Here is a 22923-nt window from a genome sequence, read left to right on the forward strand (position 1 = left end):
GTAGCTTTTATTATGTTGATCTGTCTTATCGATCATTATTATTTCAAGGTAGACATAAACATAGAAACACAAAACTTCAATCGAAATTTGAACGATGCTATGTTATAATAAATAGCAATAGCAAGTACGTGGGCAAGGGGGCTACACTCCAGGGTGTGGTCCCTTTTTGTCGCTAAGATACAATCCATTCCCGGAAAGGAATGAACGAAATGAAAATATTAATCGTAGCAGAAAAGCCTGATATGGGACGGAATATTGCTGCTGTGATGGAGCCTAAAGCACGCAATCACCGTACATATTTGGAAGGGGAACAATATATTATTACTTGGGCAATCGGTCATTTAATAGGACTCGCAGAACCCGATGCTTATGATCCCAAATATAAAAAATGGAACTTCGGCGATCTTCCTATTATTCCAGAGCAATTCAAAATTGTACCTAACCCTCGAACCAAAGATCAATTGAATACGATCGGAGAACTTGCTAAGCGCTGTGACCGCATTGTAAACGCCTGTGATGCCGGGCGGGAAGGTCAGCATATATTTGCGTTAATCCAGCGTCAATTGAAGCTTACACAGCCTGTCAAGCGCTTATGGATATCAGATCTTACACCTGAAAGTATTCGCAAAGGATTTGTTGAATTAAAAGACGGACAGGAATTTGAGAATTTAACCCGGGCAGCGAGAGCACGAAGTGAAGCGGATTGGTTAATCGGGATGAATGCGTCTCGCGCTTTTACGATTAAACATAATAATTTATTGTCTGTAGGACGTGTACAGACGCCCGTACTAGCTTTAATCTATGATCGTCAGAAAGAAATCGAAGCGTTTGATTCGCAAACGTTTTATGAAGTGAGAGCTACATTCAAGCAGGCAGACAAAAGTTATACAGGAGTGTGGCAAGGTGATCGGATTACCGATCAAGCTAAAGGACAAGCGATTGTTGATAAAGTAAAAGGCAAAGAAGGACGTATTACCAAATACGATATCAGGGAAAGTAAAGAGTACCCATACAAACTGTATGATCTTACCTTGCTACAACGGGATGCGAATGCCAAATTTGGTTACTCAGCCAAAAAAACGCTTGACACCGCGCAAGCTCTGTATGAAAAGCATAAAGTCATCAGCTATCCGCGTACCAACTCTAACTATGTTACCGAACAAAATATTGATGGCATGCATAAAGTGTTAGGAATGCTCAAAAACACGCCGTATGAACAACTGGCAGAAGGCGCAGAAGGCAAACGTGTCCATGTTAACAATAAAGCGGTCTGCAATCCTTCTAAAGTGGAAGATCACCATGCGATTTTACCTACGTTGAAAAAGCCGGGTACACTGAGCAAAGAAGAACAGCAATTGTATGATCTGATTGTGCGTCGTTTTCTAGCACAATTTTATCCACCTGCTGAATACAAGCATCATACTGTAATGACCACTGTAGAGCAGGAAACATTCAAAACAGCAGTCAAAGAATTATTGTTTTTAGGATGGAAAGCTACATTGCCTGATAAAGATAAATCCAAATCTTCCAGTAGATCTTCAACCAAAAGTGAAAATGGTAAAGAAGAAGAGCCAGAGGAAGAAGTACAAGAACCATTTGTTATTGATGATAAGCAACCTGTGCAATGTAGCAAAGCAGAAGTGAAAGAAAAAGCGACTCAACCGCCCAAGCATTATACAGAAGGTACTTTGCTCAAAGCGATGGAAAGTGCAGGCAAGCAGATCGAGAATGAAGAATTGCGTGATGCGATGAAAGAGTCGGGTCTGGGTACACCGGCTACACGAGCGGCAACAATAGAACGACTGAAGCAAGTCGGATATATTAATACTCAAGGTAAAAAGATGGAGTTAACGTTAAAAGGACGTGCTGCTATCGAATTGATTCGTGCGGCTGGAGTAGAACTTCTCACTTCGCCAGAAATGACAGGGCAATGGGAGCGCAGGCTTAATCAGATTTCACGTGGAGAAGCAGATTCTGATCGCTTTTTGGAAAGTGTAAAGAAATTCGCCGCCTCTGTGATCGAAAAAGTAAAAACACAATCACCTGCTATTGCCGGACGATTTGGCGATGAATCACGTTCAACGGGTAAAGGTAACCGTTCATCGAAATCTACACGTACTACTGCAAGTAAAGGAAGTGCAGGTACAACCAATCGTAGTAAAAGCAGTGCTACAAGCAAATCAACTGCTAAATCAGCATCCACTTCTTCTGCATCAACAGCCAAATCGGCTACAGCTACTGTATCGATGGGAGCGGCTGGAGAACATACAGCACTTGGTAAATGCCCGAATGCTAATTGTGGCGGGCAAATTATAGAGGGGCGCAAAGGATATGGTTGTTCACATTTCAAACAAGGATGTACTTTTGTGATCTGGAAAGAATTTGCTGGTAAAAAAATATCGGTCTCTATGCTCAAAACGTTATTGCAAAAAGGTGAGACTCAAGCTCTTGCTTTCAAAAAAGGAAATGAAACGCATAAAGGACGAATCAAACTGGTCGATCAGGAATCTGGCAAATTGATCTTAGAAGCTGTGAAATAAACGTAGTAGATGATAATAAATAATCATAAGTATGGCTAATCTATGTTATGCAATAAAAGGAAAATAAAGCTTTTAATGAAAAACAAAAAAACGGACCGGGAATTAACCCGATGTCCGTTTCTTTTGCTGTTGTGATAGACTTTCATGAATGACTTGAGGAACTTCAACCAATTGCGATATGGTGTAGAACGGAAGATTGTCGTCGTGTTGAAGTTGAACTACATCATATGCCCATTCATGGGATTGTTTCAGATAAATAGTATTGAGAGAAGCATGTAGAGCAGGTTGAACATCAGAACGTAAAGAGTTACCGATCATCCATGTGTCCTGACGTGGAAGTACATGAGAATTAATAATCTCTTCAAGCGCATGAATATTTTTGTGCTGACGGATAAAGATGCGAGAATCGAAATAAGATGTCAATTTCATCTGATCGATTTTGCGTTGCTGAATAACAGTCTCGCCGCCGGTATACAGATATAAAGTATGACCTGCTTGTTGAAGAATTTCTAGCGTTTCTACCATACCAGGATAAGGTTCTACTTCTTTCTCGTATACGCTATTGCCTAGTAGACGTAATTGATTTTCTTCTGCTTCATGTATTGGTCGTCCTACTAATTGACTGAAATGATGATACGTTTCAACTAATGATTTGGGAAAATGTTCACTAGCAAAACCTACTCTATGCACACCAGCTACATCAATTTCGATTTGTTTTTGACGAATAGCATCCATCGTTACTGCTGGATGATTGAACCATTCGGATAACAGACTGATAAATTCATCTAAAATGAGATTGAAATATTTGTTACAATGGATCAGCGTATCATCCATATCAAAGATAAGGTGCTGATGTCGGATGTCTTTCATGTGATTCACTCCTTAAATACGGATATACGATTCGAGGAACAGTTGAAGCTCAGAAGCACCGTCCTGTCGAATACTAAAACGTTCAATATCCCCTCTACCGAGGTGGATACGCAGCAAGCCTGCCACTCTAAGCATCATCAGATGATGCATAAGCGACTCTTGAGGTTGTAATAGATAGTGAGCCATATCTTGTAAAGAACGTGGTTCACCGCCAATGTAGCGCAGCATACGTAGGCGTTCTGGATCTGATAATGCTCGTGTCATACGTAAAAGAACATTTGGTGGATCTTCTTCATCTTGTTCAGGTACATCAACTGGATATTGAATCAATAACACGCCTTCGTAAAAGCAATACGTATTGATTGGGCGGTTATGTACCGTTGGGAATAAGATCACCGTATTTAACTCGGGAAAAGGATCTACCACTAAGCCGCCTGAAGCATATTCAATTAATGCACTAGGGTCCATTTTGTCCAGTAACCCTTTTTTCTCTTTGGCATCTTCTGTGATTAATTCAAGAATTTCATCTTCTATATGATGAAAGTAATGTTCATACCATAATTTTAATAGTGGAGCATAACTGGTCTGAATACGTCTAGTATCGAGTAAAGTCATAGTCGGTAGCAGTTCGTGAATCTCATTCCACATATCATCTTCAGAAGCATTTTCTAAATGATTTAAAAAATCACGAACAGAACCGTCAGCATGACGACAGCTTGCCCAGGCATATAATACATCAAAATCATCAAAAGGCCACGAAGATGCTTCTAATATAGCAGAACGCACTCCAGGGCTTAGTTGGTTGTCGATGTCTCTGATCCATTCTGAACCCAGATCGATATCACGAATCCATTTTTTGGTCACATAGACCATAAAACTTCCGAGTAAATCGTAGATCGGAGACACATCTATTTTCACGTCATAGCTCATGAAACCAGAACCCTCCCAAATAATATCTATTCAACAATAGATGAATCTTATTTCAGATTCAACATAGTGTAACAATATAACCTTTTTATACGTCTACAATCAAGTCAATATATCGGTTATTATCATGTTATTATGGCTTGTTTACTTGTATATTGTCCACTATAATGTTCGGATGGTATTTTGCAAAAGAGAAATTCTATGATTCATTTACATCTTGTTTCATTACATAATTGGAGGAACTATCGTGCTCAAAACATCGTCCCAGCATTCGCAATCGATTCATTCTGTATCCAAAGTTCATTTTGCTATTTTGATTATTGCTATTATCGTAGCTGGTATCAGTCAGGGGATGTTGTTACCTGTACTGGCTATTTTTCTGGAAAAAATGGGTGTATCTTCAACATTAAACGGCTTAAATGCTGCTGTATTGTATATCGGTTCATTCGGCATGACACTGGTCGCAGAACGACTATTAGGCGTTTTAGGATTTAAAAAGTTAATGCTTGGCGGTTTGTTGCTTGTGCTGATTACATTACCGTTATTTCCACTGTACCCAAGTATTATTTTTTGGTTCGTATTAAGATTATTAGTCGGTGTTGGAGACAGCGCTGTTCATTATTCTGCTCAATTATGGGTATTGATGATGACGCCTTCCGAACATCGCGGTCGTAATCTTTCAATCTATGGCATGTCGTATGGTATAGGTTTCAGTATCGGCCCGCTTGGAATCAAATTGCTTGATTGGGGAGTATATGCTCCGTTTCTATTACTCGCAGGATTATTCCTAATTGTCGTTATTCTGGTTATCTGGAAATTGCCACATGGAACACCGGAGAAAACCGCAACCGATGAACCTGCACAACGTCGATTTACAAAAAGTTATAGCTGGGCTTGGTATGCGCTTATTCCAGCTTTCTTGTACGGATATATGGAAGCTGCTATGAACAGTAATTTCCCTGTGTATGGATTGCGAGTTGGATTTTCAACAAGTGATATTGCGTTCTTACTTCCTTTTATCGGTATCGGGGGATTAATCCTTCAGCTTCCTTTGGGGATATTAAGTGATCGGTATGGACGTAAAAAGATGTTGATGATCTGCGGAGGATTGGGTGGATTACTATTTTTATTTGTTCCGATGGCAGAAACGAATATGATCGCAATCGCTGCTATTTTTGCTTTAGCCGGTGGATTGATCGGTTCTTTCTTTTCTTTAGGACTAGCGTATGCGGCTGATATGTTACCGAAAGTGTATTTGCCTGCTGCTAACGTATTAGCTTCTTTTCATTTTAATGCAGGTAGTATTATTGGGCCAGCGCTTGGAGGAAAAGGAATAGAGATGGGTTCACCAGCTAGTTTGTTTTGGGTTTTGGGTGGTTGTTATATGATTTTTGCTGCTACTGGTTTTATATTTAAAGAAAAATCGAAATAATCAGGTACAGTAGATGGCATTTCTTTGCTTTTTCCCCTAAACTAATAAGTAATGGTTCTATGTGCATACCAAAGTGCTACAGATCAATAGGAGAAGCGATAGAAATCATACACATTCCAGTAATCACCAGATAGAGAAGGGCGGCTCACGATAGATGTCGATGATCAAAATAGAGAATCTCACAAAAACGGTCGGTGAAAATAAAACCAAAGTATTGGATCGGATTAGCCTGGAAATTCAGCATGGTGAAATGATTGCTATTTTGGGGCCGAGCGGTAGCGGTAAAAGTACATTACTTAAATGTCTGGCGATGAAAGAATCATGGACAGACGGTAGCTTTCAAGTAGGCGATATCGATATTATGAAAGCAGGCTTTAGCGGTAAACGCAAAATCTCGCGTGAATGGGCTTATGTAGAACAAAGTCCTCAACTTCATCCTGAACGAACAGCTCTTAAAAATGTATTGATTGGACAAGCTGGACAGACACCGATCTGGCGCATGCTCACAGGTATGGTGCGTTCAGACGATTATATGGGAGCAATGGATGTACTAGAAAGTCTAGGATTGCTCGACAAAGCTCATCAAAAAGCAAGTACATTAAGCGGTGGCGAACGTCAACGTGTAGCGATAGCTCGTTCTCTTGCTCATGGTGTCAAAGTCGTTCTTGCAGATGAACCTATCACAGGGCTTGATCCCAAATCTGGAGAAGATGTGATCAAAACACTGCGTGCATTATGCAGTAGTGAGCGTGTCACTATTATTACAGTGATTCCTTTAGAATTAGCAGAAAAATATGCGACTCGTATTATTGGACTGCAAGAAGGACATATTGCTTTTGATATTAAAGGTCGGAGATTGACCAGTGCCGAACGTCGATTGTTATAACAGATTTAGTTAATGAAAAGAGTGATACTATTGAAATGGAATCTATGGGTACGCTTGGCGACAATAACAACGTTATTGATCCTGTTAAGCGGTTGTGAACTCATTTCAGATCCGAAAGGGCTTATGCAATTACCGCAGTTACCTTCGGATAAGCAGACATTAAGTAGTACGATACAAGCAGCTTTACCCCCTGGTGCCAAGCTTGCCAACCCCAAAAATGGTAATGCCAATGATTGGATTCAACAAGCGGATCTTGATGGAGATGGCAAAATGGAAGCTATTGCTTTCTACACGACTTCCGATGCTCGAATCAACGGTATGATTTTTGAACAATCCGGTTCAGATTGGATTAAAAAAAGAGATATTGAAGGGCAAGGATATGTGCTGGAAAGTGTAGAAATCAAAGATATTACTCATGATGGACATAAAGATCTGATTGTTGGATATTCAAATGCGATCAATACGACGAATAGTGGTGTAGATAGCATGCAGAAAAATCTGGTGATCTATAGTTATGACAAAGGTGAGTTGAATATTGTAGACAAAAAGCCTTACACTTATTATGAGATTTTGGATATGAACGGTGATGGTGTTGATGATCTGACAACGATGTACATGAGCCGTAATAGTTATTTAACAATCACGAATTTCCGTTATAAAGATGGGTTCCAAGAAGTCGATTCGATTGATCTGGATTCAACAATTACGTTAGGATTTTATAATGTAGTCGCTGGAAAAGTATCCAAAGATCAAAATGGAATCATTATGGATCAGTTACTAGGTTCATTCTCTGGATTTACTCATTTGATTGTTATGGACAATAATAAGCTTCGAGATGTATTCCCGATTAGCAAAGCCGCTACATTCAAAGACTCTTTGATCTATAGTGATGATGTAAATGGAGATGGCATATTGGAAATTGGAATGCTACAAATTCCATTAGGCTGGGAAAATATCGAAACAAGCGAAATCCCTTATTTTATATATTATTATCAGTGGGATGGAGATAACAAACTCAAATTAGTTAGTCAGCAATACCGAGATGATCAAGGACGGTTTGTGTTGAAATTTGCACCGGAATGGAACGATAAAATCACTCTCGATACGAAGTCTAACAAAGATCAAGATTTGCGCTTTATATTGAAAGATACAGGAGAAAAAGTAGCAGAAGTTCGCTTCTTTACTTCAGCTCAATGGAACAATCAGACAAATAAAGATTGGGAGCTTATTACAACCTCCAATGATCAATATATTGCACTCTGGCAAAACACAAAAAATAATCTGATATTGAATTGAGGAGGTCTATTTTTATGAGTAAAGTGTTAATTATGGAAGATGAAGAATCAATCCGCAGTTTTATTATTATTAACTTGAAGCGAAATGGATTTGAAGTGATAGAGACAGAGAACGGTGAGCAAGCATTGCATATGTTAGAAACTGTTCCTGATATTGATATTGCTTTGCTTGATGTCATGGTTCCGGGTATTGACGGTTTTGAAGTATGTCGTCGTATTCGTGAAAAAAATGAACGTATTGGTATTGTCTTTTTGACAGCCAAAGTACAAGAACAAGATAAAGTATATGCTTTATCAGTGGGTGCAGATGACCATATCAGCAAACCATTTAGCCCTACTGAATTGATTGCTCGTATTCAGTCTTTGTTACGTCGTGTCAATGTACAACGTGAATCGAATACCAAAGTATCCTTTGAATCCGGCCCATTTACACTGGATCTGATCTCCAAACAATTTAAGAAAAAAGGACAACAGATCGAATTGACACCAACCGAGTTCTCATTGGTTCAATTTTTCCTTGAAAAAGAAAATACACCGCTTAGTCGTGATCTACTGTTGGATCATGTATGGGGCAAAGAGTATATGGGTGATCCCAAAATTGTAGATGTAAATATTCGTCGTTTGCGTCAAAAAATCGAAAACAACCCGTCTGAACCTGAATTCCTACAAACGGTGTGGGGACATGGCTATAAATGGAGAGGCCGGGAGTCCTAATGATCAAAAAAGGCATTAGCCGCCAGATTGTTTTGCATTACTTTATTGTTGTATTTCTGGCGTTGCTCTTGGTAGAGTTAGTGTTTTTATTCTCTATGCGTACGTATTATTACGACAGTATTTACAATTATCTCAATAGTTCTACAGATGTACCGCAAAACTTTATCAGCGATCAGTCGAGCCCTGTGAAATATCAAGAGATTATTCAGCGTTATGAGTTAGGCGATACGGTTGAAGTTCAACTTTTGGATACTCAGGGAAATGTTTTGCAAAACTCGACCAATTTTAGAGTAGATAAGCCGATCCAGACCGGTGATATTCCACAAGCATTAGCAGGTTCTACCGGTCGCTGGATTGGTAAGCAAGCAGGTACTGGTGAAAATGTTATGGCAGTGACCAGACAAATTCAAGTGAACGGTGATAATTATCTGGTGCGTTATGTGACATCGCTAGAACGCGTAAATCAGAAGCTATTAACGATTACTATGGTTGCTGTAGGCGTGGGAGCTGCTGTCTTAATTATTGTGCTGGTAGTAAGTCTAGGATTAGCGAATTCTATTGTGCGACCACTTAACAATATTATTGGAGTCTCTACGCTAATGGCAAAAGGGGACTTTAACGCCCGCATCAAAGGTAATTATCCTCATGAAATTGGTGAGCTTGCTTCTACCTTGAATTATATGGCGGAAGAAATTATTCGTAGTAATCAGATTAAAGACGATTTTATTTCTTCAATCTCACATGAATTGCGAACACCTCTTACCGGTATTAAAGGTTGGAGTGAGACGTTAGTTTCGGGAGGATTCGATCCTGAAGAGACAAAGCTTGGTATGAGTATTATTTCTAAAGAAACCGATCGTCTGATTGGACTGGTTGAAGAAATGCTCGATTTCTCAAAATTACAACAAAATCAGATGAAAATGGTTATAGGTGAAGTGAATCTCAAAGAAGTATTGCAAGAAACGATGCTGAATGTCTGGGCCAAAGCAGAGCAGAAAAAAATTCAGCTCAAATTAGAACCGGGCGAACGCCCATTTATCGTACAAGCTGATGGAAACCGTCTAAAACAGGTCTTTCTAAATATTGTCGATAATGCGATCAAATTTTCACCGGAAGAATCTACTATCTTTATTATGCTAACAGAAGTTTCACCTGAACGAGTACGCATATCGATTCAAGATGCGGGTATAGGTATTAGCCAAGAACATTTAGAAAAAGTAAAAGATCGCTTTTTCCAAGTGAATCCGAACCGAGGCGGTACAGGACTTGGGCTTGCCATCACCCAGCAGATTGTACAATTGCATAATGGAGATATGTATATCGATAGTGAACTGGAAAAAGGTACAACCGTTATGATTGAGCTACCTTTAACAAAACAACAAGAAATTTTACAGCTTACGTAAACTGATCATGTAAGGAGGAACACCATTTGACATTACAACAACCTCAAGTTGGAGATTTGCAACTTCGTATTATCCAAGCAAATGAGCAACATGCCGAACAGGTAACCTCTTTGTTAGTCAATGCGGCAGAATGGATGGAATCTCAAGGAATTGAACAATGGAAAAAGGAAATGTTTACTCCTGAATTAATCCATAGTTATTTTGCGGAGCGTGAAGTATTCCTTCTTTATGTGGATGATCGACCAGCAGCGATGTTTACTCTGCAATCAGGAGATCCCGATTACTGGCAACACCTAGATGATGATCGTTATTTATATTTGCATCGATTGACGGTGCATCAAGATTTTCGGAGTCTTGGATTAGGTGCTATTTTGATTCAGTGGGCTACCAATTATGCATTAACATCTGGTAAAAAAGGGCTTCGGTTAGATTGTATGGCGCATTTGCCTACATTGAATCGTTTTTATCAGAGTCAAGATTTTCGCTATATGGGAACTCATGATGTAAAAGGTCGCTTGGCAAGTCTCTATGAGAAGCTTCCACCCACAGAAGATCATCAGATTCGGTTAGAATATTTTCTGGAAAAAGATTTTGAACAGTTGTTAGAATGGTCAGGAGATGCTAAATTCCTGCAACAGTGGAGTGGAATAGGCTGGGAATATCCACTAGATACTTCCGATCTGGAAGCTCATATAGAAGGTGCCAATCATCCTATGTTTTCAGATCAATTGATCTATATCGTAGTCGATCGAATAACCAATCACAAAGTTGGTCATGTGGCTTTAAGTAGAATTGATCGTACTAATCGATCTGCACGTATCTCCAAATTGTTAGTTGGTGATCCTGAAGCTAGAGGTAAAGGATATGGTCGCCAAATTCTTAACGAGTTATTACGAATCGGTTTTGATACGTTAGGAATGCACCGTATCACATTGGGTGTGTACGATTATAATGTATCTGCTATCAAGTTATATGAATCTTGTGGATTTAGCAAAGAGGGATTAATGCGAGATTCTTCATGGTTAGATGGACAATATTATAGTGTATATGAAATGAGTATTCTTGAAGATGAGTGGAGAGCATTATAATCGCGCTCTACATCATAAAATGATAAAAAAGCGATAGCCTGATGGCTACCGCTTTTTTTATTTATAATGACTATCATTCAATAAATGAATGAACAGTATTTGGTCGTAATTAAATTATAGTCCACCAGCACGTAGTCGGCTGGACTTCTCGTATACTTCTTGAAGTAAACGTGCAGGTTGTGTACGAACCACAGGTTTAGCATGAATGATTTCGTAAGGAGCGACTACTTTGATATCGTTAGCAGTACCTTTAATCACAGCGCCTTCTTTGATCACAGCACCTTCAGCAACAATAGCATATTCTACTTGAGCATGCTTGCCAACTACAGCACCAGGCATAATTACACTATGACGAACATGAGCAAACTTACCAATCTCAGCATTATTGAATACAACAGAACGTTGTACATCACCTTCTAAAATGGCTTGATCACTTACCATAGAACAATTCGGTACTTGACGCTCACGAGCAATAGTAGTCTCTACATTTAAGCTAGGGGAGAACATCGGCCAAGCTTCATTTTTTAACTCGAACTGTTGACCATCACTTAGAATATCCATATGAGCTTCCCATAAGCTATCAATCGTACCAACGTCTCTCCAGTAACCCTGGAATTCGTAAGCAACTACAATTTGATGCTCTGCAAGCATTTGCGGAATAATATCTTTACCGAAGTCATGATTAGAATCTGCTTTGGCAGCATCTTCAATCAGATGACGTCTTAGGTATTGCCAGTCGAACACATAAATACCCATAGAAGCCAGGTTACTTTCAGGTTGAGCAGGCTTTTCAGAGAATTTAGTAACATTCATTGAAGAGTCAGTACTCATAACACCAAAGCGACTAGCTTCTTCCCATGGTACTTCCATCACCGAAATAGTAGCTTTCGCTTGATGTTGTTCATGGTAAGCAATCATATCACTGTAATCCATATGATAGATATGATCACCAGAAAGAATCAAAACATTTTCAGGATTAAGCGCATCAAGATAAGCGATATTTTTCGTGATCGCATCGGCTGTTCCCATATATTCACCTGTTGCTTCTGAAGACAACAGAGAGATGTTCATTTGAAGATTGGATGTGGACCAAGCATCCCCTTGATCGATATGGTCATGAAGCGAAGCAGCTTCATATTGCGTCAGTACACCGATCGTATCAATGCCTGAATTCACGCAATTACTAAGAGGAAAATCGATAATTTTGAAGTCTCCGCCAAACGGTACAGCTGGTTTGGCCACAATTGATGTAAGTGGTGCGAGTCTGCGCCCTTCTCCTCCGGCCAGCAACATAGCAACACACTTTTGATTTTTCATTAACTTTTCCCTCCAACTATATAATGACAACGCTCATGATGATGTAATGATTTATAACCTTGAAAGATAATGGTTGAAACAAGTTATTGTAAAATATTTTCATTCTTAATCTTATGTTCCCCTTTCTGCATCAAATGTAGTCTTTTCAAGTGTGCAAAATAAGGGTAATAGTTGTAGTTAGTGACTTAAATTCTTTACCTATTCTAATCAGGGCAATAATAAATTAGAATAGATAAAGAACATATCAAATGATGATAAAATGATGTATACATTTATTAGTTAGCGGGGTGATGTTTTGAGTCAAAAACGGACAGTCTACGGAGAGCCAACTCCAGAAGAGCTTTATCTTTTTCATGAAGGCACCAATTTTCATACGTATCGTCATTTTGGATCTCATGTGACATCAGAAAATGGAGAGTCCGGTGTGCGTTTTAGTGTATGGGCACCTCATGCTGCACGTGTTGGCGTAGCAGGCGATTGGAACAACTGGGATGGAGAATATTATCAATTACATAAACTTCCAAACTCGGGAGTATGGACAGGATTTTTACCCAATATTCATGAAGGCACTTTATATAAATATCATATTACTTCATCTAATGGTGATTCGTTTCTCAAAGCTGATCCGTATGCTCATTATGCCGAAGTACGTCCAGCTACAGCCTCGGTAGTTGCTTCTTTATCTGGATATACATGGAACGATGCGGTGTGGAGACGCAAACGTCGTGCTCCTTATCGCAAACCACTGAATATTTATGAAATGCATTTTGGTACATGGAAACAAAAAGAAGATGGTAGCTTTTACACTTATCGTGAGCTAGCAGATTTGTTGATTCCTTATTTGGTAGATATGGGATATACGCATTTAGAATTGATGCCATTAACCGAGCATCCGTATGATCTATCATGGGGGTATCAAAGTACAGGATATTTTGCGCCAACAAGTCGTTATGGAACTCCACAAGAGCTAATGTACTTTGTAGATGCTTGTCATCAAGCGAATATTGGAGTGATTTTGGATTGGGTTCCCGGGCATTTCACCAAAGATGCGCATGGACTGCGGATGTTTGATGGTACACCATTATATGAGTATGCTGATCCAGATCGAGCTGAGAAAATCGGATGGGGTACATTATCGTTTGATTTTAGTAAGCCAGAAGTTCGTTCGTTTCTGATTTCAAGTGCACTATATTGGATGGAGATGTTCCACTTTGACGGTCTGCGTGTTGATGCGGTTACCAGCATGATTCGACTTGATTTCGGTAGAGAAACAGTTGGAGGTTGGAAGCCGAATGAACAAGGTGGAGCTGAAAACAAAGAAGCTATTTTATTTTTGCAACAGCTTAACAAAACGATTTTCCAATATTACCCGCATGCGTTAATGATGGCAGAAGAATCAAGTGCATGGCCGGGTGTGACGAAGCCTGCACATGAAAATGGACTTGGGTTTAATTATAAATGGAGCATGGGCTGGATGAATGATACGCTTGATTATATGGAATCTGATTTTGAGCAACGTCCAGAAAAGCATAATCTTTTAACATTCCCGATCACCTATGCTTTTGCTGAAAATGCTACATTACCACTGTCTCATGATGAAGTAGTACATGGTAAAAAATCGTTGTTAGATAAAATGCCAGGCGCTTATGAGCAAAAATTTGCAGGTCTGCGTCTATTGCTTGCGTATCAAATGACTCATCCGGGCAAAAAGCTGTTATTTATGGGTGGCGAATTTGGACAATTTATCGAATGGAAAGATCAAGATCAATTGGATTGGTTGTTGCTTGAGTACGATATGCATCAGAAAATGAAAAGTTATACACGCGAGCTGAATCATCTATACCTTCAATTACCTGCTCTATGGGAACAAGATCATGAGTGGCAAGGATACGAATGGTTGAATGCAGATGATGCTGCACGCAGTGTAATTACGTATATGCGTAAAGGAAAGAAAACAAACGATACACTGATTATAGCGATTAATTTCCAACCGATTCCGCAGGTGAATTATCGTGTAGGTGTACCCAAAGCAGGCACTTATGAAGAGATCTGGAATAGTGATGAACCTCGCTTTGGCGGAACAGGTGGACGAACAGAATCGTTGTTATTTTCGGAGAAAGTTCCATTCTATCAACAAGAACAAAGTATTGAAATGACCTTACCACCACTTAGTGTCATTATTTTAAAGCGTCGAACTTCAAATAGACGCAAATTATAGAAGGAGGACATAAACGATGAATATTTTATTTGCAGCAGCAGAAGCGAATCCTTTTATCAAAACAGGAGGGCTTGCTGATGTTATAGGAGCATTACCTCAAGCGCTACAAAAAGAAGGGGCAGACGTACGGATCGTGTTACCTTTTTATAAAAGTATTCCTGCACCGATTCGCGAAAAATCGGTTTTGTTGAAAGTCATTCAAGTGCAAGTGGGATGGCGTAGTCAATATTGCGGAATTATGCAATATATCGAAAATGGCGTTACAGTTTATTTGATAGATAATGAATATTATTTTGGTCGTGATGGTATCTATGGATATGGAGATGACGGAGAGCGCTTCGCATTCTTTAACCGCGCAGTGTTAGATATTTTACCACAAGTCGATTTCCAACCGGATATTATTCATGCTCATGACTGGCATACAGGAATGGTACCGATGTTGCTTAAAGCACAATATCGTTATAACCCATTCTACGCTAACGTACACAGCGTATTTACGATTCACAATCTATTATATCAAGGCATTTTCCCTTACTCTGTTCTAGGAGATTTGCTTGGTATGGATGATCGTTATTTCCAATCAGATGGTATTGAATATCATGGAAATGTAAGCTTTATGAAAGGTGGACTGGTGTTCGCTGATCAAGTGACTACAGTAAGCCCAACATATGCTGAAGAGATAAAAATGCCATACTATGGTTATGGATTGGAAGGATTGCTTGGTTCTCTGGGAGATCGATTGCATGGAATTGTAAATGGAATCGATACGAAAAGTTATAACCCGGCAACAGATACGTATTTAACCAGTAATTATCGTAGTGCAACTGCCAAACGTACAGCTAACAAACTAGCTTTGCAAGAAGAATTGGGATTGCCTATTGATGCCAAAATTCCTATGATTGCGATGGTTACTCGTCTGACTGAATCCAAAGGATTGGATTTAGTGACTCGTGTACTGGATGAATTTTTATATTATGATGATGTGCAATTTGTTATTTTGGGTACAGGTGAGCAAGAATACGAAGATTGGTTCCGCGAAGCAGTGGCTCGTCATTCAACTAAGCTTGCGGCGGAGATTAGATTTAGCGAAGGCGTAGCACGCCGTATCTATGCAGGTAGTGATATGTTCTTAATGCCTTCTAAGTTCGAGCCTTGTGGGATCAGTCAATTGTTAGCGATGCGTTATGGTAGTATTCCTATCGTACGCGAAACTGGCGGATTAAACGATACTGTACAGTCATTTAACGAATTTACAGGAGAAGGTACTGGGTTTACATTTGCTGCTTATAATGCTCATGATATGTTGTTCACAATTCGTCGTGCATTATCCATTTATCATCAACCAAAAGAATGGAAAAAAGTTGTGAAAAATGCGATAACCGGTGAATATAGCTGGCAGGTATCTGCGCAAGAATATTTGGAAGTGTATCGCCAAGCATCGGAATCGTAAATAATTGCAAAATTTTAAAGATACAAAGTGTAACATGTAAGATGTGACAAAAGGCTACCCAAACGATATAGAATAACGGGTAGCCTTTTGTTATTTTCAAGAGTATTAATATGCTAATCATTCATATCTATAGATCAATCGAGAGCTAGAACGTGTTTTTGCTTTGGATTAAGTTATAGATTATCTCAATCATGGGTAAGGAGTGAGGCAGTGATGTTAAGCCTAACAAGCGCAAAATGGGAACTTTTAGATGGGCCTTATGGTAACGGTGGACATATTCCGCTACAAATTCAGCAATTACAACAAGACTACGATCAAGAACAAGCAACAGCATTATATTATGAAGAGTTGTATCATCAAAATACGATCTATCCTTGTACATATGTAACAGTACCTTATTTAGTAGATCTGGCTTTACATACTTCAGAACATTATATTCTTACAGATATTTATATCGTATGTGGCATGTTTGAAGCATGGAATCAGCTCCCCCTTTCATCATATAACGAAGATGTTGCAGATGCCTGGCGTTCTTATTTTGCAGATTTTGATGAAAATGAAGTCAAAGATATCTATCAATCATATACAGATTCACTTATACAGCTTCAGCAACGTATGACAGAAGTGAGAATGCAGATCGATCAAGTAGAAGAAAGTGAAAAAATGTATATATTATCTGCAACAGCAGCTTTGCATGGATATCGGCAGTGGGCAAAATGTTTGTTAACGTACAGTGATGGTGAAGAATATATATTGGATTGTTCTCACTGTGATCAACCGATCTATATTTGGCCAGCTAACGATAGCAATATTACTGAATGGCGAGCATATAGTGAAGACCCGGTTATTCATACAGAGGCTACATTTGAAAAAGTAATACCTGATCTAGAATATGAGCACCAAATGGACCTGAATTGGTTATATACGTATATGGGTTCATTACAAATGTCATCTTGGTTAGCACAGCTTCCTTATTTAGGAGGAAGAGTGAAATGTCCTCACTGTTCTGACGATATATGTGTAAAGGAACAATTGTTACAACAGTTTTCCTAGCCCTATGTATTGTGATCGATTTCATTATAGTAGGCTACAGCATTGCTCAACATAAGGGAGCGTTAGAAAGATATGAGCGAAGTAACGATAAGCACAGAAGAATATGAAAGACTATTATCAAATGAAAAGCATTACCACAATATTATTAATTATTCTAATGACTTAATCAGTCGTCATCGTATAGACAAAGGATCGACATATATTTCTATGTCTAATGTAGCTTATGAAATGATGGGCTACCTGCCTGAAGAGTTAAAAGGTACCAGTGGATTTAGTTATATTCATCCTGATGATGTAGAACAAGTAATAGAGCATATCAATATGAGCTTGATTATTAGCCATTATGCTACAGCGGCATATCGTATTTTGCGTAAAGATGGCTCTTATTTCTGGGCGGAGTCTGTCTGCCGTTATGTCTATGATGAGTATGGCAAAGAAATTGAGGTATTAGCAGTCACCCGGGATATTACTGAACGTAAATTGATTGAAGAACAACTACAACAAAATGAATGGCAAATGCGTCTGATTACCAATCACACCTCGGACCTTATTTCACGTCATAAAGCATCAGACAATCTTGAGTATTTATATGCTTCACCGGCTTGTAAAACATTATTAGGTTATGAGCCTGAAGAAATGTTAGGCAAAGATGGGCTTAGCTATGTACATGAAGAAGACGTAGAGAAAGTACGAGACTACTTAATCTCTGTGCAACAGGTTCAAGTTGATCCAGAAGCGGTAATTTTTCGGTTCCGGCGCAAAGATGGAACGTATATGTGGTCTGAAACGACTTGTCGTTATACGTATACCGACCAAGGGGAATTTGAATATGTAGTAGCTGTGTCACGGGATATTACCGAACGACGCGAACAAGAGAAAAGGATGCGTGAAAGTGAAAGTCGCTATAAATCTTTATTTGAACATAATCCTATCGGTATTAACGCATTAAGTATGGATGGAACCTATCTGTCTATGAATAAAAGTATGGAAGAGCTTTTAGGTTATACAAATGAAGATTTGAGAAATAAACCTTTTGAACCTGTTGCTCATCCTGATGATCTCGCTAAAACCAACTATCATTTTGAGTTAGCCAAAAAAGGCGAGACACAGACATACGAAATACGTACTTTTCACAAAGATGGTCATATTATTGAAGTACATGTTACCAATGTACCGATTTATGTAGAAAATGAAGTCGTAGGTGTCTACGGGATTATTAACGATATTACAGAACGTAATCATTATCTAGCTAAAATCAAAAATCTAAGCAATCAACAAGAACTTATTCTGAATTCGGTATCTGAAGGGATATTTGGAGTCGATCTGGAAGGTAATACCACATTTATTAATCCGGCTGGATCAGCGATGTTAGGCTATGATGTGGATGCTATGATGAATGAGTATCACTTGAAGCAAATCGAGCAAAGTGAGCCAGATGGTAGCCCATCACTAGCAGGAGATACACCGATTCTACGTTCTCTTTCAGACGGTCAACCGCTTTATCGGGAAGAAGCAGTACTTTGGCGACAAGATAATTCAAGCTTCCTTGCGTCTTATCGTGTAACCCCTATTATAGATAATGGAGAGCGTGTAGGGGCTGTTATCGTATTTCAAGATCGTACTGAAGAAAATGAAGTTATACGAGCTCGTGAAGTTGCTGAACAAGCAGACCGCGCCAAATCGGAATTTTTAGCGATTATTAGCCATGAATTGCGTACGCCTATGAACGGGATGATCGGCATGATTGAGCTATTATTTGATACGTTAGAAACGCAAGAACAGCGTGAATATGCAGAGATTATTATGGATAGTAATAATGCATTACTTAAAATTCTAAATGAATTACTGGATTTTAGTAAAATCGAAGCTGGGCGTATGGAACTGGAATACAGTGAAGTAAGTATTCAGCATTTGTTAGATCAGGTGACCGATATTTTTGCGATGCCTGTACAAGAAAAGAAACTATTTATTAATACGCATATCGATCCTAGATTGCCTTCCTATCTGATAGGAGACGAAGATCGATTGCGACAAGTTCTTATTAATCTGGTCGGCAATGCAGTCAAATTCACGGATAACGGTGGAGTTCTTATTTCGGCTCACTTGAAGCCACAAAATAATGCTCAATCTATTGTTATCGAATTCTCCGTGCAAGATACAGGGCATGGTATACCAGAAGATCAACAAGCGAAGTTATTTCAACCGTTCTCCCAGATCGGTACAGCGACCAATCGCAGATATGGTGGAACAGGGCTTGGATTATCGATTTGCAAAAAGATTATTGAGTTAATGGGCGGTTCTATTCGGGTAGAAAGTAATAGCAATCGTGGAGCGACTTTTGCATTTACCCTCACACTGAATGCAGCCGATTATCCAGAAATTACAGCAGCAGAACAGTTGTTACCTGCTACACCATCTGTTCCTAGTTCATTATATGGCCCTTTGCGTATATTGGTAGCCGAAGATAATGCAACCAACCAAAAAGTACTGCTAACCATTTTAAGTAAACGAGGATATCAAGCAGATCTTGTAGAAAATGGTGCGGCCGCTGTGGAAGCGACCAATCGCAAGTCATATGATCTGGTCTTTATGGATGTGAATATGCCGATTATGGATGGTCTGGAAGCCACCCGTCGTATTCGTCAACAACATCGTCACAAGCCTACACCGATTATTGTGGCTGTTACTGCATTTGCTCGTAAAGAAGAACAGTTATTGTGTATGGAAAGTGGGATGCAAGATTTTGTATCTAAGCCACTGCGTATTACTGATATTGAAGCACAGTTAGAGAAGTGGTCAGAGTATATTCGCAATCATGCTAACGATAGAAAATAATAACATCAACACAAAGAAACTCTCTTAATGCTAGAGAGTTTTTTTTGACTATTTTATATGGAAAGTAAGCTTTTGGATCTTTACCATTCAAAGGTTTGTTCTCGAAAATCGGAAGCAGTACATCCTGTTTCTCTTTTGAAAAATTTACTAAAATGGGTTGGTTCCTTAAAGTTAAGGTGTTCTGCAATTTGGATAGTCATTCAATATCAAACGCTAGCTTGTGCTCATTTAAAGTTGAAATCAGGCGCACAGTCAATACTCACTGGTCTTTCGTCCAACATCCAGGAATTTTATCAAGACCGAATTCGTTTTAAAAGAAAGATGATAGATAGCATATTAAAAAGAACTCTCTTATTTATTAGGAGAGTTCTTTTTCTAGCTATGATACGTTACAGCGTACCACTTGCTGAATCCATATATGTTATTTTAATACAATAAATATTAAATATACTCTAGAGGTGGAAAACGGTGAAAAAAATTATTGTAATACCACAAGGTGAACAATATGCTAAGTATGTGGAAATAGGGTTGCTGATAGATCAATCATATGCGATTACATTAGGAGAAGAACATGTGCATCTGGTTAAAGTAAAGCCTACTACACAAGCAGATATTTATATTGCAGAGCAACCGTATAGTTTTATAACCATTGCTGTAGGTACATATGGAATTGAAGATTTACCTATCCTTCTTAAAAAACTGAAAAGCGTGTCAGGATATGCACTATTAACCAAGTATCATCATGTAGAAGATGATTATTTTAATCTAGCAGAATAATTATGAGTAGAAAGAAGGGAAGTCAATGAACATTCATTCTTCAAATCATCATAGTCATAAAATAAAATGGCTTCGAAATGCTATTGTGAGTGTAGCAGTCATTGGATTGTTAGGTAGTGTGTTTACAATAGGATCAAGACAAAGTGAGGCGACTATCCAAAGCACCTCTACATCCAATTATCATAATTCATATTTTGTAATCGGTACTCCTAAGCTAGTGATAGCAGTAGTTGCAGGTGCTAGTGTAGGAATGGGTATAGGTATGCCATTTACTACGAAATGGTATAGTAATGTGCTAAGTTCTATAAAATGAAATAATATGTAGCGATCTAAGTATTATTGTTTATAAATAAAACCGATATAAACCAATGCTGCTAAACAAACCAAACATCCAAGAACAGCTAAAATTCGATGAAACTTAGGATACTTTTGCGGATTGATCGTAGAAAATTCGATGACTTGTGTTAATGTAAGCACGAAGTAGGCAAAAGCTGCTAAAGCCAGTAACCCAATAGCTTGTGGATAAACTAATCTCAATAGCAAACAAATCACCGCTACAATAGGACAAGTGATAAAAATAATCTTAAATAGTCGCTTCATCGTCAATACTCCATTTCGTATTATTTAGAAGATGTGGAAGGTTTATTTAATACAAAAAAAGTAGCAACCATGATACATAACAAACCACCTAACCACCCTATAGTTGGAGCATAAGCAAATATATTTTTGCTGTACATTCCCAAAATAATTAAGCATACACCTGCTAAAATGAACCCAATTACTTTACGTTGTAGCAACATATATTCGTCCTCCTTACATCATCAAGTACCTACAATAATCTAATATTATCAAAAAAAGAGAATCATTACTAAAATATAACGTTATAGCTAGCATAAGAGATTTAATTTCATAGATTATGTAACATGAAAAAGGCGATTTTTGCTATCTGACTCGTTTTCTTATAGAATAGTCACGTAACAATGAACGCTATGTATCTTTTTTTGGTTACTCATGATAGTGAGACATGAAGGCAGTCAGCTATATTTACACAACAGAGAGGAATGTACGCATGAAAAAAGTAAAAACATTACGAACAGTGAGCATTATGCTCATGCTAGGAGCTTCGCTCACAGCTGTACATACAGCTTCTGCTGATCCATTGAAAGTGGACAATGCTTTTTTTGAAAAACAAAAGCAAGTGGTGATGGATCAGACTACGACTCATTCCAGTAATGATACAAGTGCATCTAAAGAAGTACAAAAGCTTGAAAATGCCGATTACTTGTATATGAGTGAAGATGGTCAGGTGTATAGTTCCAAGCGTGGCTATTTAGGAGCAGCTAAAAAAGATGATGATCTGGAAGCTTCACGTGTTGGCGATCAACCGAGTCCACCCATCAGTGGCAATGGGCCTGCGGTTAAAGATGTAAATGGAGGCACAACCGGAGCTTTTGAACGTAAGCAATTAGCATACTCTGGCTTTGATAGTATTACATCAGATATCACTCTTCCTAAAGTAAGTGGTCTAGGTGCAGGCGAACAGCCATGGGTGTATTATGGATTTGATTCTGATAATGCTTCTATTGAAGCAGGTTATGCGTATCAGACAGGTACTTTTAGATGGTTGCCGTATATTCGTTCCAATGGTTTTTATTATGCCGATTCTGCTTACCAGAAGTATGATGGTAACCGTATCAACAGCGTACAATTTTATCTAGCCAAAACAGCAACATCGGATACGTATTACAATGCATATATGGTCGTAGGTGGAACGCAAGTAACGATTGCTCCGACTAAATTTACCGATAGTGATGCTCAATCCACTTCAGTGAAGAAAGTTACTTCAATTGCTAAAAAAGCTTTTGATGGTACAAATATTGAAGGTCGCACGATGAATCAGCGTTATGATAATGTACAAGTGTCTTTATTTTATCAAGACCAAGCGTATCCATGGACACAGTATCCAGAGTCTAGCGATTTTAAAAACAACAAATGGTACGGAACGATCGATAATCCTATCTCGTATGTACATCGGGATTGGGATAGCACCTCGATTTATAAAGATACCAACTAATGTATTGTTACAATCTTCTATAAAACTAAAGGAAGCCGATATGT

20 protein-coding genes are annotated in these 22923 nt (G+C 38.7%); 14 read left to right on the top strand and 6 right to left on the bottom strand.

Annotation, left to right across the window (positions count from 1 at the left end):
• Positions 1–209: 209 nt before the first annotated feature.
• Positions 210–2540 (top strand): type IA DNA topoisomerase, encoded by a 2331-nt coding sequence (locus tag PQ460_RS10410; protein ID WP_274172595.1) that lies wholly within the window; start codon positions 210–212, stop codon positions 2538–2540.
• A 102-nt stretch (positions 2541–2642) separates the two neighbouring features.
• On the opposite strand, the gene PQ460_RS10415 is transcribed toward PQ460_RS10410, so the two are convergent.
• Together PQ460_RS10415 and PQ460_RS10420 are read right to left on the bottom strand one after the other, a co-directional pair.
• Positions 2643–3410: an HAD family hydrolase gene (locus PQ460_RS10415; RefSeq protein ID WP_274172596.1), complete on the bottom strand. Its 768-nt coding sequence runs from the start codon at positions 3408–3410 to the stop codon at positions 2643–2645.
• A gap of 12 nt (positions 3411–3422) precedes the next feature.
• Positions 3423–4340: a winged helix-turn-helix domain-containing protein gene (locus PQ460_RS10420; protein ID WP_273612622.1), complete on the bottom strand. Its 918-nt coding sequence runs from the start codon at positions 4338–4340 to the stop codon at positions 3423–3425.
• 277 nt (positions 4341–4617) lie between these two features.
• Here PQ460_RS10420 and PQ460_RS10425 point away from each other — a divergent pair, with 277 nt between their 5' ends.
• The 6 genes from PQ460_RS10425 to PQ460_RS10450 all read left to right on the top strand — a co-directional run bounded on the left by PQ460_RS10425 (position 4618) and on the right by PQ460_RS10450 (position 11155).
• Positions 4618–5769 carry an MFS transporter gene (locus tag PQ460_RS10425; RefSeq protein ID WP_274172913.1) on the top strand — a complete coding sequence of 384 codons (1152 nt, stop codon included), beginning with the start codon at positions 4618–4620 and terminating at the stop codon, positions 5767–5769.
• Between the two features lie 160 nt (positions 5770–5929).
• The gene (locus tag PQ460_RS10430) at positions 5930–6655 is read left to right on the top strand and encodes a phosphonate ABC transporter ATP-binding protein (RefSeq protein ID WP_273616315.1); all 726 of its coding nucleotides are present in this window, start codon (positions 5930–5932) and stop codon (positions 6653–6655) included.
• Positions 6656–6667: 12 nt separating this feature from the next.
• Positions 6668–7951, top strand: coding sequence for a hypothetical protein (locus PQ460_RS10435; protein WP_274172597.1), 1284 nt, complete (start codon positions 6668–6670; stop codon positions 7949–7951).
• 14 nt (positions 7952–7965) lie between these two features.
• Positions 7966–8664, top strand: coding sequence for a response regulator transcription factor (locus tag PQ460_RS10440; protein WP_069325954.1), 699 nt, complete (start codon positions 7966–7968; stop codon positions 8662–8664).
• Entirely contained in the window at positions 8664–10067 is a 1404-nt protein-coding gene (locus PQ460_RS10445) for a sensor histidine kinase (protein ID WP_273612620.1), read from the top strand. Before PQ460_RS10440 ends, PQ460_RS10445 begins: the two co-directional genes overlap by 1 nt.
• A gap of 26 nt (positions 10068–10093) precedes the next feature.
• Entirely contained in the window at positions 10094–11155 is a 1062-nt protein-coding gene (locus tag PQ460_RS10450) for a GNAT family N-acetyltransferase (protein WP_274172598.1), read from the top strand.
• Between the two features lie 114 nt (positions 11156–11269).
• Here the strand turns inward: PQ460_RS10450 and PQ460_RS10455 are convergent, their stop codons facing one another.
• Positions 11270–12472: a glucose-1-phosphate adenylyltransferase gene (locus PQ460_RS10455; RefSeq protein WP_274172599.1), complete on the bottom strand. Its 1203-nt coding sequence runs from the start codon at positions 12470–12472 to the stop codon at positions 11270–11272.
• A 295-nt stretch (positions 12473–12767) separates the two neighbouring features.
• On the opposite strand from PQ460_RS10455, the gene glgB reads away from it, so the two are divergent.
• The 4 genes from glgB (at position 12768) to PQ460_RS10475 (ending at position 20028) form a co-directional block, all read left to right on the top strand.
• On the top strand, positions 12768–14690 hold the full coding sequence (glgB, locus tag PQ460_RS10460) for a 1,4-alpha-glucan branching protein GlgB (protein WP_274172600.1): 1923 nt from the start codon (positions 12768–12770) through the stop codon (positions 14688–14690).
• A 16-nt stretch (positions 14691–14706) separates the two neighbouring features.
• Positions 14707–16140: a glycogen synthase GlgA gene (gene glgA, locus PQ460_RS10465; RefSeq protein ID WP_274172601.1), complete on the top strand. Its 1434-nt coding sequence runs from the start codon at positions 14707–14709 to the stop codon at positions 16138–16140.
• A gap of 213 nt (positions 16141–16353) precedes the next feature.
• Positions 16354–17193 (top strand): hypothetical protein, encoded by an 840-nt coding sequence (locus tag PQ460_RS10470; protein WP_274172602.1) that lies wholly within the window; start codon positions 16354–16356, stop codon positions 17191–17193.
• Between the two features lie 72 nt (positions 17194–17265).
• A complete protein-coding gene (locus PQ460_RS10475) occupies positions 17266–20028 on the top strand; it encodes a PAS domain-containing hybrid sensor histidine kinase/response regulator (protein ID WP_274172603.1) in 2763 nt (920 codons plus the stop codon).
• An 80-nt stretch (positions 20029–20108) separates the two neighbouring features.
• Here PQ460_RS10475 and PQ460_RS10480 read toward each other — a convergent pair whose 3' ends face one another.
• On the bottom strand, positions 20109–20228 hold the full coding sequence (locus PQ460_RS10480) for an AraC family transcriptional regulator (RefSeq protein ID WP_274172604.1): 120 nt from the start codon (positions 20226–20228) through the stop codon (positions 20109–20111).
• Between the two features lie 268 nt (positions 20229–20496).
• Here PQ460_RS10480 and PQ460_RS10485 point away from each other — a divergent pair, with 268 nt between their 5' ends.
• The gene (locus PQ460_RS10485; protein ID WP_273612611.1) at positions 20497–20805 is read left to right on the top strand and encodes a hypothetical protein; all 309 of its coding nucleotides are present in this window, start codon (positions 20497–20499) and stop codon (positions 20803–20805) included.
• Positions 20806–20830: 25 nt separating this feature from the next.
• On the top strand, positions 20831–21118 hold the full coding sequence (locus tag PQ460_RS10490) for a hypothetical protein (protein WP_274172605.1): 288 nt from the start codon (positions 20831–20833) through the stop codon (positions 21116–21118).
• Between the two features lie 23 nt (positions 21119–21141).
• On the opposite strand, the gene PQ460_RS10495 is transcribed toward PQ460_RS10490, so the two are convergent.
• Complete coding sequence (locus PQ460_RS10495; protein ID WP_274172606.1) at positions 21142–21405, bottom strand: hypothetical protein; 264 nt, start codon at positions 21403–21405, stop codon at positions 21142–21144.
• Positions 21406–21425: 20 nt separating this feature from the next.
• The gene (locus PQ460_RS10500) at positions 21426–21605 is read right to left on the bottom strand and encodes a hypothetical protein (RefSeq protein ID WP_274172607.1); all 180 of its coding nucleotides are present in this window, start codon (positions 21603–21605) and stop codon (positions 21426–21428) included.
• Between the two features lie 269 nt (positions 21606–21874).
• On the opposite strand from PQ460_RS10500, the gene PQ460_RS10505 reads away from it, so the two are divergent.
• Positions 21875–22879 carry a hypothetical protein gene (locus tag PQ460_RS10505; RefSeq protein WP_273612607.1) on the top strand — a complete coding sequence of 335 codons (1005 nt, stop codon included), beginning with the start codon at positions 21875–21877 and terminating at the stop codon, positions 22877–22879.
• The last annotated feature ends 44 nt before the right edge of the window (positions 22880–22923 follow it).

This window comes from Paenibacillus sp. KACC 21273 (assembly GCF_028736095.1).
Classification (GTDB): domain Bacteria; phylum Bacillota; class Bacilli; order Paenibacillales; family Paenibacillaceae; genus Saccharibacillus; species Saccharibacillus kyungheensis.